Annotated in this window: 12 protein-coding genes; 5 read left to right on the top strand and 7 right to left on the bottom strand. The window is 59.9% G+C overall.

Annotated elements, in window-relative coordinates; translation table 11 throughout:
* Positions 1–76 precede the first annotated feature (76 nt).
* On the bottom strand, positions 77–778 hold the full coding sequence (locus J7412_RS05180; RefSeq protein WP_209077720.1) for a hypothetical protein: 702 nt from the start codon (positions 776–778) through the stop codon (positions 77–79).
* Positions 779–849: 71 nt separating this feature from the next.
* Positions 850–1821: a methylmalonyl Co-A mutase-associated GTPase MeaB gene (gene meaB / locus J7412_RS05175; protein WP_209077719.1), complete on the bottom strand. Its 972-nt coding sequence runs from the start codon at positions 1819–1821 to the stop codon at positions 850–852.
* A gap of 118 nt (positions 1822–1939) precedes the next feature.
* On the opposite strand from meaB, the gene J7412_RS05170 reads away from it, so the two are divergent.
* The 4 genes from J7412_RS05170 to J7412_RS05155 all read left to right on the top strand — a co-directional run bounded on the left by J7412_RS05170 (position 1940) and on the right by J7412_RS05155 (position 7219).
* Positions 1940–2608, top strand: a complete 669-nt coding sequence (locus J7412_RS05170) for a DUF3108 domain-containing protein (protein WP_209077718.1) — start codon at positions 1940–1942, stop codon at positions 2606–2608.
* Between the two features lie 40 nt (positions 2609–2648).
* Complete coding sequence (hrpB, locus tag J7412_RS05165; protein WP_209077717.1) at positions 2649–5093, top strand: ATP-dependent helicase HrpB; 2445 nt, start codon at positions 2649–2651, stop codon at positions 5091–5093.
* A 107-nt stretch (positions 5094–5200) separates the two neighbouring features.
* Entirely contained in the window at positions 5201–5659 is a 459-nt protein-coding gene (locus J7412_RS05160) for an NUDIX hydrolase (protein WP_209061726.1), read from the top strand.
* Between the two features lie 78 nt (positions 5660–5737).
* Complete coding sequence (locus J7412_RS05155; RefSeq protein ID WP_209077716.1) at positions 5738–7219, top strand: inorganic phosphate transporter; 1482 nt, start codon at positions 5738–5740, stop codon at positions 7217–7219.
* Between the two features lie 19 nt (positions 7220–7238).
* On the opposite strand, the gene J7412_RS05150 is transcribed toward J7412_RS05155, so the two are convergent.
* From J7412_RS05150 to J7412_RS05140, 3 genes are all read right to left on the bottom strand, one after another.
* The gene (locus J7412_RS05150) at positions 7239–8276 is read right to left on the bottom strand and encodes a 2-dehydropantoate 2-reductase (protein WP_209077715.1); all 1038 of its coding nucleotides are present in this window, start codon (positions 8274–8276) and stop codon (positions 7239–7241) included.
* A gap of 167 nt (positions 8277–8443) precedes the next feature.
* On the bottom strand, positions 8444–9367 hold the full coding sequence (gene argF / locus J7412_RS05145; RefSeq protein WP_209061732.1) for an ornithine carbamoyltransferase: 924 nt from the start codon (positions 9365–9367) through the stop codon (positions 8444–8446).
* Positions 9368–9380: 13 nt separating this feature from the next.
* Positions 9381–10562: an aspartate aminotransferase family protein gene (locus tag J7412_RS05140; protein ID WP_209077714.1), complete on the bottom strand. Its 1182-nt coding sequence runs from the start codon at positions 10560–10562 to the stop codon at positions 9381–9383.
* Between the two features lie 338 nt (positions 10563–10900).
* On the opposite strand from J7412_RS05140, the gene J7412_RS05135 reads away from it, so the two are divergent.
* The gene (locus J7412_RS05135; protein WP_209077713.1) at positions 10901–11794 is read left to right on the top strand and encodes a DMT family transporter; all 894 of its coding nucleotides are present in this window, start codon (positions 10901–10903) and stop codon (positions 11792–11794) included.
* On the opposite strand, the gene J7412_RS05130 is transcribed toward J7412_RS05135, so the two are convergent.
* On the bottom strand, positions 11791–12207 hold the full coding sequence (locus J7412_RS05130) for a DUF4864 domain-containing protein (RefSeq protein WP_209077712.1): 417 nt from the start codon (positions 12205–12207) through the stop codon (positions 11791–11793). The two genes, J7412_RS05135 and J7412_RS05130, sit on opposite strands and share 4 nt — an antisense overlap.
* A gap of 156 nt (positions 12208–12363) precedes the next feature.
* Complete coding sequence (locus tag J7412_RS05125) at positions 12364–14016, bottom strand: lysine--tRNA ligase (RefSeq protein ID WP_209061740.1); 1653 nt, start codon at positions 14014–14016, stop codon at positions 12364–12366.
* Between the last annotated feature and the right edge of the window lie 41 nt (positions 14017–14057).

The following is a 14057-nucleotide window of genomic DNA, read 5'->3' as shown; positions in this document are numbered from 1 at the left end:
GACAGGCTGCGCATTTTCGGCAAGCCACGCAAGATTTTCCGAAAGTCCCGCTGCGTCGTCTTGCGGATATGGGGGATTAAAACACACCGTCAGTTGGCGTGGGCCAAGTGATGCGACGACCTTCGCCGCGCCGCTCATAGAGGATCGGCAGCAGGTGCTCCAAGGCGCCAATCTCCTCTACGTTGTGCTGCATCCATGCCTCTGTCTTTTTCACATCAAACAGGAACGGCACGACGAGATTGTTGATCAGGATCCGGGACCACCCTTTGTCAACGCCGACCCAAAGGCAGGAGACCACTTCCGTTCCATCCGGGTGGGCTTCAAAGGAATATTCAAGTCCGGCCACCCGAAGCCCAGCGCGATAGACTTCGATGGCATATTTGGAGGTATCCCGCTGTACGATCTTGAACTTCTCGATGGAGCGATAAGAGGGTTCTGCGCCGTAAGCCTCTTCCATGACGATATAATCGCCGGGATTGCTCGGCATCATCTGCGTGGCCAGAAAAGGCCTGATGTCTATGTGATCTCGCGGATGCCAAACCGAGAACGCCTTTGCAACATGCGGGCCCAAGTCGACTTCAAGGAACGCATATACACCGAACCACCAGCACAGCATTTCACAGCTGATGCCGTTCAGCCGTTGATGCTCAACCGTCAGCTCAAGGCGACCATCCGGCATTTGCGAAAACGCAGTGGTGGCGTCTTCCAACCGGCGCTGGGGCCACTCAAACCTTTCAAGCTCCGGACGCTTTGCCGGTGCAATTGACCTCTTCCCCATAGGTTTTCTGCCTCTATCTTGAACGCCAACATGCGCTCAAAATTGAATTTTCTCAGAAAACCATGCGTCAGCTAGGCCAGTCGCGCAAGCATCTCCTGCGCGGCCTGAGACGGTGTGATGACACCAGAGGCCACCTTTTCATCCAATGATTGCAAGTCCTTGCGCGCTTGCTCTTTATGCAGACGCGCCAGCAATCCCTGACGCACCTCCTCGTGGAACCAAAACTGCGCCTGCGTGGCGCGGCGGATATCCCAATGCCCTTCCGACTTGCGCCAGTCTGTCAGCGCGGTCATTTCAGACCATGCCGTCAGCAACCCTTCCTCTTCGAGCGCCGACACGGTCATTGCCTTTGGGAACCCTTCCGGATCCTGCGGACGCTTGCGCAACAGACGGAGCGCTCCGGCATAATCGGCACAGGTGCGCATGGCGGTGGTTTTGAGCGCACCGTCAGCCTTGTTCACCAAGATCACGTCCGCCATCTCCATGATCCCGCGCTTAACGCCCTGAAGCTCATCACCGCCCGCAGGCGCCAACAACAGCAGGAAGAGATCAGACATCTCTGCCACAACCGTTTCCGACTGCCCGACCCCAACGGTCTCAATCAGCACGACATCAAACCCGGCCGCCTCACAAAGCGCCACCGCTTCTCTGGTGCGCCGCGCCACGCCTCCCAGATGGGTCTGGCTTGGCGAGGGGCGGATAAAGGCGTTTTTCTCCCGGCTCAGCCGCTCCATGCGGGTTTTATCCCCCAGAATTGAGCCGCCGCTGCGGGCCGATGAGGGATCAACCGCGAGCACGGCCACGCGCAAACCCTGCGCGGTCAGCATCATGCCAAAGCTCTCAATAAACGTGGATTTCCCAACCCCCGGCGTGCCGGAAAGACCGATGCGCAAGGATTGTCGCCCAGCGCCGCGCAGGCTTTCCAAGAGCGCGCTGGCCTGTGCGCGGTGGTCATCCCGTGCGCTTTCCACCAATGTAATCGCCCGCGCCAGAGCCCTGCGGTCTTGTTTCAGTATTCTGTCCCGCAGTTCTGCGATATCCATGGCGACAACCCGTGCTTCTTGTTTGGAAAACTACATGCCGCGCCCCACCCTGTCTTGTCTAGTCCGGCGATACGTCAGCCGCTTCAATTTGCTGCCTCTGTGGATCTGCGCGGCGGCGATGACGGCACCTGCAGCGCGGGCAGAAAGCCACGCGCAGCTCTGGTCGGTGCATGCTTTTGGCATCAAAGTGGGGGAGCTCACGCTGGCCGTAAACGAAACGGACAAAGCTTATGAGGGGTCAGGCAGCTTCCGCACCACCGGCCTCGCGGGTATCCTGCGCAGCATTCGCTTCACGGTCTCAGGCCAAGGCACGCAGGCGGGACAAAACCTGCGCCCCGCGCGTTATGACGGCTATATCAACACCGGCAAGCGGGTGTCTGAAACCAGCCTTCAGGCGCAAAACAACCTGCTCATCAAAACCAAAGGCGCGCAGGATCCCGCAACGCCAATTGCGCCCAGTGCCACCAAAGGCGCGCTTGATCCGATGAGCATGATGTGGCTGAGCCTGCGCGACCAGACGGATCAAACACTGTGCCAGATCGAACAGACCCAGTTTGACGGCACCCGCCTTGTGCGCATCACTCTGAAAAGCCGCGCCTCAGAGGGCAACAGCGTGACCTGCTCGGGCACCTATGACCGCATTGGCGGCTACTCCGAGGAAGAATTGGCAGAGCTCAAGACATCGCCGCTGTCGGTGACCTATGAGCGCAGCGGCGATCTGTGGCGCGCGAGTGAGGTGCAGCTCACCTCAAGACATGGCAAGGCCAAGCTGATACGGCGCGAGTAAGCCTCTGGACCCTCGGGCGCAGCTGGCCGATAACAGCGCCATGACGCAGCTGCCCATTCACGACGCCCTTGATCCGCTTCTCGCTGCCCTGCGCAGCCACAACCGCGCGGTTCTGCAAGCCCCTCCCGGCGCTGGCAAAACCACCGTGGTACCGCTCGCCATGCTGGAGGCAGGTCTGACCAAGGGCCGCATCCTGATGCTTGAGCCACGCCGTCTTGCCGCGCGCGCGGCTGCCGAGCGCATGGCGCAAACCTTGGGCGAGAAAGCGGGCGAAACCGTTGGTTATCGTGTGCGCGGCGACAGCAAAATCTCCAAAGCCACGCGGATTGAGGTGGTCACCGAGGGCATCCTCACCCGCATGATCCAGTCTGACCCGGAGCTGGCAGGCGTCGGCGCGGTGATCTTTGACGAATTTCACGAACGTTCTCTCAACGCTGATCTGGGCCTCGCCTTGTGCCTTGAGATCTGCGAGGCCCTGCGCGACGATCTGATCCTTGTAGCCATGTCCGCCACGCTGGACGCCGCCCCTGTGGCCGCGCTTATGGGGGACGCCCCCATCATCACCTCCGAAGGTCGCGCCTTCCCGGTGGAGACCCGCTGGCTGGACAAACCCTTGGCCAAAGGCACCCGGCTGGAAGAGGCCACGGCGCGGCTGATCACTCAAGCGGTGAGCGAGACAACCGGCGGCGTTCTGGTGTTCCTACCCGGTGAGGGGGAGATCCGGCGCACGCAGTCTTTGCTGAAACTGCCAGATGATTGCACCGTGCATCCGCTTTTTGGCGCGATGCCCTTCAAGGATCAGCAAGCTGCCATCCGCCCCGCTGAACAGGGCCGCAGAGTAGTGCTCGCCACCTCCATTGCCGAAACCTCCCTCACCATTCAGAACGTGCGTGTGGTGGTGGACGCAGGCCGCGCCCGCCGCGCGCGTTTTGATCCCGGCTCCGGGATGTCACGCCTTGTGACAGAGCGTGTCACCCGCACCGAAGCCACCCAGCGTCAGGGCCGCGCAGGCCGTGTGGCCGAAGGGGTCTGCTACCGCCTCTGGACCAAAGGCGAAGAAGGCGCATTGCTTCCCTTCCCGCCTGCTGAGATCGAAGCGGCCGACCTCACCGGCCTCGCGCTTGAGCTTGCGCTTTGGGGCGCAGCGCCCAGCGACCTCGCGCTTCTGTCTCAGCCCAATCCGGGGAGTTTCTCTGAGGCGCAGGCCGTGCTGCACATGCTTGACGCGCTGGATGACAACAACCGGATCACCGAACACGGCAAGGCCATCGCAGCGCTGCCCTTGCATCCGCGCCTTGCGCATATGCTGACCATCGCCGGGCCGCAGGGCGCTCAAATGGCAGCGCTTCTGGCGGCGCGCGATCCGCTGACCCGCGGCGCCCCTGTAGATCTGGCCTTACGGCTTGAAGCGCTCACTGACCTCAAAACCTTCACAGACCGGCGGCCCTTCGGGGTCAACCGCGCAGCGCTGCACACTCTGAAAGACGAAGCCAAACGCCTCGCCAAATCGAGCCAGACCAAAGACGCGCCCGCTTATGCGCCCGCCGAACTCGCCGCACTCGCCTATCCTGACCGCATCGGGTTGCACCGCAAAGGCGACGCGCCCCGCTTTGTTCTTTCCGGCGGCAAAGGCGCGGTGATGGAAGACGGTGACCCGCTTGCCGGAAGCCGCCTGATCGTGGTGACCGACACCGACGGCAACCCGCGTGAAGCCCGCATCCGGCAAGCCATCCAGATCACCGAAGCACAGGTCCGCAGCCTGTTTGAGCCGCATATAGAGTGGGTCGACAGCTGCGCATGGTCAAAGCGCGAGCGCCGCGTAATTGCGCGACGCCAGGAGCGCTTTGGTTCCATCGCACTGGACGACCGCATCTGGAAAGAAGCCCCCTCAGAGGCAATCGCACATGCCATGCTGGACGGTGTGCGTGACCTTGGCCTTACGCTCTCACCCGCCGCCCAACGCTTTGTTGCGCGTGTGACCCTGATCCGCGACGCGGGACATGATTTGCCGGACATGGCACCAGATGCCCTAATGGACCGCATCGAAGACTGGCTTCTGCCACATCTTGGCGGCGTGAAAACGGCTGAACACTGGAAGAAGTTTGACGTACTGGACGCTCTGCGCGCACGGCTGGATTGGAACCAAATGCAGCTTCTGGACCGCCTGGCCCCTGCGCATTTCACCACGCCACTGGATCGCAAAATTCCCATCGACTACGGTGGCGAGCACCCTGAAATCACCCTGCGCCTTCAGGAGCTGTTCGGACAAACCAGCCACCCGATGGTCGGCAACACCCCTTTGCGTGTCACCCTGCTCTCTCCCGGCCAGAAACCCGTGCAGACCACGATGGACATTCCCGGCTTCTGGGCGAGCTCCTATGCGGACGTGCGCAAGGACATGCGCGGGCGTTATCCCAAGCACCCCTGGCCCGAAGATCCGACGCAAGCTGATCCGACATTACGCGCCAAAAGACGTGGAAATTAGCGGAAAATTTACCAAACCTTGATTTATCTGCTTGGAAAACGTATATACACTTCCTAGTTAACAACAGGTCCGCCATACGGACTTATCCACAAGCTGAGCAGACGTCTATGACCAACGCCCTGAAAACCGCTTACGACAGCGTGATTGCGCCGCTTTGGCGCCGTCCCCGCCGCATTCAGTTGGCGGCGCTTTGTACGCGCGGATCGGGCCAGGGCCGTGAAGTTCTGCTGATCACCTCTCGCGACACAGGCCGCTGGGTTCTGCCCAAAGGCTGGCCGATTGACGGGCTGGATGCCGCCGGTGCGGCCCTGCGCGAAGCCTGGGAAGAAGCCGGGGTGAAAGACGCCAATATCAATCGCGAGCCTCTGGGCATCTATGCCTATGACAAGCGGCTTGATGGCGGCCTTGCTGTTGGTGTGGACGTCACTGTGTTTGAGGCGGAAGTGACCAAATTGGTGGACGACTTCCCCGAAGCAGACGAGCGCACCCGCAAATGGGTGGCCCCCTCTGAGGCCGCGCATATGGTCGATGAACCCGAATTGCAGGCGCTCCTGCGACAAATGTAACAGTTTTATAACCCGTTTCTTGCATTGCAGCGCCATCGGGTTTAGGCCCCAGCGCTAAGCAAACTGGGATTCTCTGTTATGTCCTCGCCAACCTCTGGCAACGAATGGTCCACGCTGGATCGCGACCTTCACCGCATCTCTCACCTCGAAGCCGCCACGCTCTATGTCTCCCGCCCCATGGTGGGTCTTGGCATTGCGCTGGCGTTCATCGTGCTTGCCGCTGTGCTTGCAGGCCTGCTAACCGGCGCTGACTCAGGCAACATGATCATCATCGCCGCCGCTGGCTTTGGTGCCTATATGGCAATCAACATCGGCGCAAACGATGTGGCCAACAACATGGGCCCCGCCGTGGGGGCCAACGCCTTGACCATGGGCGGCGCCATCATCATCGCCGCGATCTGTGAAAGCGCAGGCGCATTGCTGGCTGGGGGCGATGTGGTCTCCACCATCTCCAAAGGGATCATTGATCCTTCGGGCATGGCGAACACCGCTATTTTCATCTGGGCCATGACGGCCGCGCTGATCTCTTCCGCGCTGTGGGTGAACATTGCCACTTGGGTCGGGGCGCCAGTGTCCACCACCCACTCCGTTGTGGGGGGCGTGATGGGCGCGGGTATTGCTGCGGCGGGATTTGCCGCCGTGAACTGGCCCACCATGGGCAAAATCGCCGCCTCCTGGGTGATTTCCCCCGTTCTGGGCGGCGTGATTGCCGCTATGTTCCTGGCCTTCATCAAAGCCAAGATCATCTATCAGGATGACAAGATCGCCGCCGCCCGCCGCTGGGTGCCGGTGTTGATTGGCATCATGGCGGCCGCCTTTGCCTCTTATCTAGCGCTCAAAGGTCTGAAGAAGATCATCAAGATCGACATCCAAACCTCCCTGCTGATCGGCGCGGCGGCGGGCGTGCTGCTCTACGCGGTGTCCAAACCCTTCATTCGCAAGCAATCCGAAGGGCTTGAGAACCGTAATAAATCTCTCAAAGTGCTCTTTGGCATTCCGCTGGTGTTCTCCGCTGCGCTCTTGTCTTTTGCGCACGGTGCAAACGATGTGGCCAACGCGGTGGGGCCGCTAGCGGCCATTGTGCACGCGGCAGAGTTTGGCGACATCGCAGCCAAAGTGGCGGTCCCAAGCTGGGTCATGATCATCGGGGCCTTTGGCATCTCCTTCGGCCTGTTCCTGTTTGGCCCCAAACTGATCCGCATGGTGGGTGAGAAGATCACCAAGCTGAACCCGATGCGCGCCTATTGTGTGGCTCTGTCCGCCGCCATCACGGTGATTGTGGCCTCCTGGCTGGGTCTGCCTGTCAGCTCCACCCACATTGCGGTGGGCGGTATCTTTGGCGTCGGCTTCTATCGCGAATGGGACGCGGAGCGCCGCCTGCGCAAGAACGCTGGCCAGCGCCCGGTCACCAAGCGCATCGCACCGGAAGAACGCCGCCGCCGCAAGCTTGTGCGCCGCAGCCACTTCATGACGATTGTGGCAGCCTGGGTCATCACCGTGCCTGCCGCAGCGTCCATGTCCGCAGTGATCTTCCTGCTACTCAACGCCATCACAAGCTAAAAGCACACGCCTGTGGGGATCATCTGCCCCGCAGGCGTTTTTGCACTTCTTTGGCACTCAGGCAGGGGGACCCAACACCCTCCGCCTCCGCCGCACGGATCAGCGCCGCGATGCGCCCGTTGATCGCCGCGTCCTGACCGTTCTGCCGTGCCAGCCGCACAATCTGCCCCTGCAGCTCTTCAATCTCGGTGCGACGCCCGCGATCAAGATCCTCCCACATGGAACTGCGGGCATTTGGATCAATCGACAGCATCGCGCGGGCAACCCAGCGAAACGCCCATGTTGGCAGCCTGAGCACGCGCGGCACAACGCTCATGGGGAGGGCCGCAACGGGATTGCTTGGGGTGATCCCTGCCCCCTCCAAAACCGTCAGTGCCTCAGACATCTGCGCCGCCATCAAGCGCCGCCACCGCATGTCGCCGATCTGCTGGCGCAAGGGCAGACCTGACAGCGCATTGAGCGCGTTGTTGAGATTGATCACCAGCTTGCCCCAATGCAGAGCAGCCATATCGCGCTTCTCATGCACCTCAAGCCCAAGGCAGCTCAGATGCCGCGCCACATGCCCTGCCCCTTTCTCGATCGCGATCTGGCCACTGGTGCCCCGGTGAAAGCGCCCACCACCGACCCAGACCACGTTAAACGGCACCATGCCTGCGCGCACATCGTGATCCGGCAAGACCCTGCGCAGTGTGTCTGCGTTCTCCACGCCATTTTGCAAGCTGACCACAATCGCCCCTTTGGGGGCATGGCGCGCAATATCATTAGCGATCTGGGCGGTTGCACCGCTTTTGACGGTCACCAGCACAATATCAGCCTCAGCAAGGCAGGAGGGATCCGTCTGCATGGCACAACTGTCAGGAGAAAGCGCCTCATCCATGCCGTCATAGTCGGTCAGAGACAGGCCGTGATGGCTGATTTCTTCAAAGGTTCCTGCCCGCAACAGCAGCGTCACATTGCGCCCCGCGCGTGCGAGCATGCCGCCCACAAAACAGCCAATACTGCCCGCCCCTGCCACCACGATACGTGGATAGATCGCGCTGCGTTCCGCATCGCTCATGTGTTCTGTCCCCTGTTGCGCCAGCTCTGCCAGTATAGACAATTTGAGGCAATTCTACGGCAACAGACATGCGAGCGCCAAAACGCAAGCGGACGACGCAGTGGTGCCCAACAAAAAAGCGCCAGCCGAAGCCAGCGCCTTTCCTATGCAATGTGCGGAACCAAGCGTTAGCTTAGGCACCATTTCATGATGGCTTTTTGCGCGTGCAGCCGGTTTTCCGCCTCGTCAAAGATCACTGAGGCCGGACCGTCCATCACCGCATCCGTGGCTTCCTCGTTGCGGTGGGCAGGCAGGCAATGCATGAAAAGCGCATTGTCCGCAGCATGGCTCATCAGCTCTTCATTGACCTGATAAGGGCGCAGCTGATTGTGACGGCGCTCACGTGTCGAGACCGCATCATGCATGCTGACCCATGTGTCGGTGACGACAAGATCCGCGCCCTGTACAGCTTTCACCGGATCACGCTCAATCTCCACCTTCACACCTTTGGCGCGCGCTTCCTCGATAAAGACGGCCTCCGGGTCCAAAGTGTTGGGGCCGGTGAACGTGAGGTCAAAGCCGAACTGACCCGCCGCATGGGCAAAGCTTGCAAACACATTGTTGCCGTCGCCAGACCAGACAACCTTTTTGCCCGCGATCGGGCCGTTCTTTTCCTCAAAGGTCAGAATGTCCGCCATGATCTGGCACGGGTGTGTGCGGTTTGTCAGACCGTTGATCACCGGCACCGTGGCATTTTCCGCCATTTCCAGAAGCGTGGCCTCTTCAAAGGTCCGGATCATAATCAGATCCACATAGCGGCTCAGCACTTTGGCCGTGTCCGCAACGGTCTCGCCATGGCCCAGTTGCAGCTCAGAGCCAGACAGCACCATGGTCTGCCCGCCCATCTGGCGCACACCCACATCAAAGCTCACGCGGGTCCGGGTGGAGGGCTTTTCAAAGATCAGCGCAACCATGTGATCTTTCAGCGGAAGATCATCGTCCAGCGCGCCTTTGGGGCGGCCGTTGCGCGCATCTTTCATCGCTTTGGCACTGTCGATCATGCCGCGCAAATCGGCGACTTCGGTTTTGTGGATATCCAGAAAATGTTTCATCTTTTTTTGGTCCTTACGCCTGCGCGCCCACTTGGGCTGCCGCCTTCTCCAGCCGCTGGACGGCTTCGGCAATTTCTTCATCTGTAATGTTCAGCGGTGGCAACAGGCGCACCACATTGTCGGCCGCTGGCACGGTCACAACCTCATGGTCATATCCCGCCGCGACCACATCGCCGCAGGCTGCTTTGGAGCACTTAAGCCCCAGCATCAGCCCCGCGCCACGCACCTCTTCAAAGACATCCGGATGCGCCGCAACCAGCCCCTCAAGTTTTTGACGCAAAAGTCCGCCCTTGCGGTTCACGTCGCTCAAAAAGGCATCATCCGCCACAACACCCATCACCGCGCCACCGACAGCGCAGGCCAGAGGATTGCCGCCATAGGTGGAGCCGTGGGTGCCCGCAACCATGCCGCTTGCGGCCTCTTCCGTCGCCAGCACCGCGCCCAGCGGGAAGCCCCCACCGATGCCTTTTGCCACCATCATGATGTCAGGCGTCACGCCCGCCCATTCATGGGCAAAGAGCTTACCTGTCCGGCCAACGCCGCATTGGACCTCATCCATGATCAGCAGGATGCCCGCCTCATCACAAATGGCCCGCAGCGCCTTCAGGTCGGCGTCCGGCAGCGGGCGAATGCCGCCCTCACCTTGGACAGGCTCTACGATGATCGCAGCGGTCTGATCACCCACCAGCGCCTTGGCGGCGTCCACGTCGCCCCAGGCCACCTGATGGAACCCCGGCAGCAAAGGCCCAAAACCTTTCACCAGTTTTTCAGAACCCGCAGCGGCAATGCCCGCAGAGCTCCGGCCATGGAACGCTCCTTCAAAGGCGATGATCTCCACTCGCTCGGGCTGGCCTTTGTCGTTCCAGTACTTGCGCGCCATTTTGACAGCCAACTCACAGCACTCGGTGCCAGAGTTGGTGAAAAACACGGTGTCAGCAAAGGTATGCGCCACCAGCTTGTCCGCCAGCGCCTGCTGCTGGGTGATGTTGTAAAGGTTGGAGACATGCCAGAGCTTACCAGCCTGCTCCGTCAGCGCATTGACCAGAACAGGGTTCGCGTGGCCCAGCACGTTCACCGCAATGCCTGCGCCCAGATCCAGAAAACGTCGGCCATCCGCCTCGATCATCCAGCTTCCTTCGCCCTTCTCAAAGGTGAGAGGCGCACGGTTGTATGTCGGCAGAATGGACGGGATCATTGCGATCTTCCTTTTTCAGATCATGAGCCTCAGTGACTGCATCACTTAAGGCATTTAGGTCAATGTTTTTGAGGGGGTTTGCGTCACTTTCTAACGCATCAGAACAAACACAGGCTTACGCGCCTGTTACGCGATAAAGCGTCGGCGTCGCAGCAAAGAGATATGGATGCACTTGTTCATATCCTCTCCCTAATGCGGCAATCGACGAATGGGAACCCCAAACTTCCACTATGGATGATTTTTGTGGTTTTTGATCATTTCGGACTGACACGCGGCGGATTTTGTGCTGCGTAAATCGGCCGCTTGTCAGCCGTGAGCACTGCCCCCATAACCCTCTTATGCACCCCATCACCGCCCCCAAGACGAATCCCGCACTTGCTGCCGCGCTGACATTGGCCGCATCGGCCTTTGCCGCTGGCACAACGCTTCTGGCCAAAGCGCTTGGAACCGGAACACTGGGGCCTGCGCTGCACCCGCTGCAGATCAGTCACGGGCGCTTCCTCTTTGCCTTTATTGGGTTTGCCACTGCGGCGATGATCCTGCGCCCGCAAATTGAGCGCATTCACTGGGGTCTCCATATTGGTCGCTCCACACTTGGCTGGGGCGGCGTGACGCTGATGTTTGCGGCGGCGGCGTTCATCCCGCTCTCGGATGCCACAGCGATCAGCTTTCTGAACCCCGTGGTGGGCATGCTGCTGGCGATCCCGTTTCTTGGTGAAAAAATCGGCCCCTGGCGCTGGAGTTCTGCGGCATTGGCGTTTTGTGGCGCGATGACCCTGACCCGCCCCGGCACCGGAGCGCTGGAGCTTGGCGCGGTCCTCGCGCTATGTGCCGCCGTTGCCATGGGCGGCGAGCTGATCTTCATCAAGAAGCTCACAGGCCGCGAGCGCCCGTTTCAAATTCTGCTGATCAACAATGCCATTGGTCTGGCCATATCCACGGCGGCCGCCGCTTTTGTCTGGCAAGTGCCAACACTTGCCCAATGGGCAGCCCTTGCCGGGATTGGGCTGTTGATGGCCTCTGCCCAGACCTGCTTCATCAACGCAATGCGGCTTGCAGATGCGAGTTTTGTGGCGCCATTCTTTTACGCCACGCTGGCCTTTGCCGCGCTCTATGATGCGCTGGTCTTTTCGGTGTTGCCCGATGTGGTGAGCTGGGTTGGTGCGGGTGTCATCCTGACCGCCGCAGCCATTTTGGTTTGGCGCGAAGGCCGCAACAGGCCCGACGCTTAAGCCGCAGCATCCAGCGCGGGTTGCAATTGCACAGCCGCAATCCGCCAAACGCCCCCTTGGGGCACCATCAGATAATCCAATGCGTGGGTCACACCCTTGGCGTCTTTCATCAGCACCCGCTGCCAAACAGCCGCGCCTTCCAAAGTCTGCGATCCGAACTGCACTGTTTGAGGCCGATAGACCATCGGGTAGCCCCGCTGCACCATGGCGCCAAAATTTTCAGGCGTCAGAAACATGCGCTGGATATTGTCTGCGGCAAACCCAAAGGCCGTTACAAAATCGTCGCCGCGAAACGCCTCTATCTGCGCGCTGATCACGGCTTCGATCTCCGCCTTGGCGCTCTCTTGTGCTTGCGCAGCCCCCGAGCGGGCAAACTCCAAAACCACCACAAAGGCGAGCAAAACGTGCTTCATCTTACGTCCTCCCTTTAGGAGGCTACGGCCAATGCGGGGCTACAGATCACACGGAGACTTTGGAACCCTATGGCGAGCCGATGCATTGAGAGGTGCCACCAAAAGAAAAGGCCCCGCCGGAGCAGAGCCTTTTGAAACGTCAAACACATTTGCGGATCACGCGCCTGAAACGAGGTCTCCGGCAAGCGCCTTGTGGATCAGCGTCACAGTCTCTTCCACGCCATAAAGCGCAATGAAGCCGCCAAAGCGCGGACCCTGAGACGCCCCAAGAAGCACCTCATAGATCGCCTTGAACCAATCGCGCAACGGCTCGAACTCGTGGTTTTTGCCAATCGCGAAGACGATGGACTGCAGGAACTCTTCATCGGTGAAATCCGGTTCCGGAAGCGGATCGTCATTGCCAACAAGCGCGTTCTTGGCCGCAATCACCGCCAGTGCGGTCTCAGGCGAGCTCAGAGCGCCGGCCAGATCTTCCAGCGCACGGCGCTCCTGCTCTGTTGGGGCACGGTAGACCTTTGCCGGTTTCACGAAGTCATTGAAATAGCGCACCGCATGGCCAGCCGCCGCATCCATGCCCGGATGGGTTTCTGCCGTCGCATCAGGTGCGTATTTGTTGATGAAACCCCACATGGTTTCTTTGTCTTCCGCAGAAGACGCAGAGGCCAGGTTCAGCAGCATGCTGAATGGCACCACCATATCGGATTGCGGCACGTCACCGCCGTGGATGTGCCACACCGGGTTGTTGAGCTGTGCCTTGATGTCCTGAGTGTGATAGGCGCGCAGCTGCTGGTGATACTCATCCACCGCTTTGGGGATCACATCAAAATGCATCCGCTTTGCGGTTTTGGGCTTCTGGTACATGAAATATGCGAGGCTCTCGGTAGAGGCATAGGTCAGCCACTGGTCAATCGACACGCCGTTGCCGGAAGATTTGGAAATCTTCTGCCCGTTTTCATCCAAAAACAGCTCGTAGGAGAAGTGGTTGGGCTGACGCCCGCCCAGTGCACGGCAGATCGCGTCATAGATCTTCTCGTTGGTGGCGTGCTCCTTGCCATACATCTCAAAGTCCACGCCAAGAGCCGCCCAGCGGGCGCCAAAGTCCGGCTTCCACTGCAGTTTCACATTGCCGCCGGTCACAGGCACGGTCCATTCTTTGCCGTCCTCATCGTCAAAAGTGACGGTGTAGGTTTCCGCACAGACCTTTTTCATCGGCACGTACAGCACGCGGCCGGTTTCCGGGTGCAGCGGCAGGAAGATCGAATAGGTCGCGGCGCGCTCTTCGCGCAGGGATTTGAGCATGATCGCCATGATGGCATCATAATTGTCGACCGCGCGTTTCAGCACTTCGTCAAACTGGCCGGTTTCGTAGAATTCCTTGGCGGAGTAGAATTCATACTCAAAGCCAAAGGTATCAAGGAAGCGGCGCAGCATGGCGTTGTTATGCGCACCAAAGCTGTCATGGGTGCCAAAAGGATCGGGCACCGCGGTCAGCGGCATCTGCAGATAAGGCTCAAGCGTTTCCGGATTTGGCACATTGGAAGGCACTTTGCGCAGCCCGTCCAGATCGTCTGAGAAACAGATCAGCTTGGTTGGAATATCGCTGATCGCCTCAAAGGCCACCTTAATCATTGTGGTCCGGGCCACCTCGCCAAAGGTGCCGATATGCGGCAGGCCGGACGGGCCATAGCCGGTTTCAAACAGAACATAGCCCTTCTCTGGCGCACCCTTTGCATAGCGTTTGAGAAGCTTGCGGGCTTCTTCAAAGGGCCAAGCTTTGGATTCGAGGGCTGCTGCGCGCAGGTCAGACATTGTCCATCTCCGGTTCAGGATCGGGTTTCAGCGAAAGTATG

The sequence above is a fragment of the Shimia sp. R9_3 genome (assembly GCF_017743755.1).
Classification (GTDB): Bacteria; Pseudomonadota; Alphaproteobacteria; order Rhodobacterales; family Rhodobacteraceae; genus Shimia.
This window is presented reverse-complemented; position numbering and strand designations above follow the sequence as displayed.

Bases quoted from the DNA above. Each gene is read 5' to 3' on its own strand.
- J7412_RS05180 (WP_209077720.1), bottom strand. From the start codon at position 778: ATGGGGAAGAGGTCAATTGCACCGGCAAAGCGTCCGGAGCTTGAAAGG.
- meaB (WP_209077719.1), bottom strand. From the start codon at position 1,821: ATGGATATCGCAGAACTGCGGGACAGAATACTGAAACAAGACCGCAGG.
- J7412_RS05170 (WP_209077718.1), top strand. From the start codon at position 1,940: ATGACGGCACCTGCAGCGCGGGCAGAAAGCCACGCGCAGCTCTGGTCG.
- hrpB (WP_209077717.1), top strand. From the start codon at position 2,649: ATGACGCAGCTGCCCATTCACGACGCCCTTGATCCGCTTCTCGCTGCC.
- J7412_RS05160 (WP_209061726.1), top strand. From the start codon at position 5,201: ATGACCAACGCCCTGAAAACCGCTTACGACAGCGTGATTGCGCCGCTT.
- J7412_RS05155 (WP_209077716.1), top strand. From the start codon at position 5,738: ATGTCCTCGCCAACCTCTGGCAACGAATGGTCCACGCTGGATCGCGAC.
- J7412_RS05150 (WP_209077715.1), bottom strand. From the start codon at position 8,276: ATGAGCGATGCGGAACGCAGCGCGATCTATCCACGTATCGTGGTGGCA.
- argF (WP_209061732.1), bottom strand. From the start codon at position 9,367: ATGAAACATTTTCTGGATATCCACAAAACCGAAGTCGCCGATTTGCGC.
- J7412_RS05140 (WP_209077714.1), bottom strand. From the start codon at position 10,562: ATGATCCCGTCCATTCTGCCGACATACAACCGTGCGCCTCTCACCTTT.
- J7412_RS05135 (WP_209077713.1), top strand. From the start codon at position 10,901: ATGCACCCCATCACCGCCCCCAAGACGAATCCCGCACTTGCTGCCGCG.
- J7412_RS05130 (WP_209077712.1), bottom strand. From the start codon at position 12,207: ATGAAGCACGTTTTGCTCGCCTTTGTGGTGGTTTTGGAGTTTGCCCGC.
- J7412_RS05125 (WP_209061740.1), bottom strand. From the start codon at position 14,016: ATGTCTGACCTGCGCGCAGCAGCCCTCGAATCCAAAGCTTGGCCCTTT.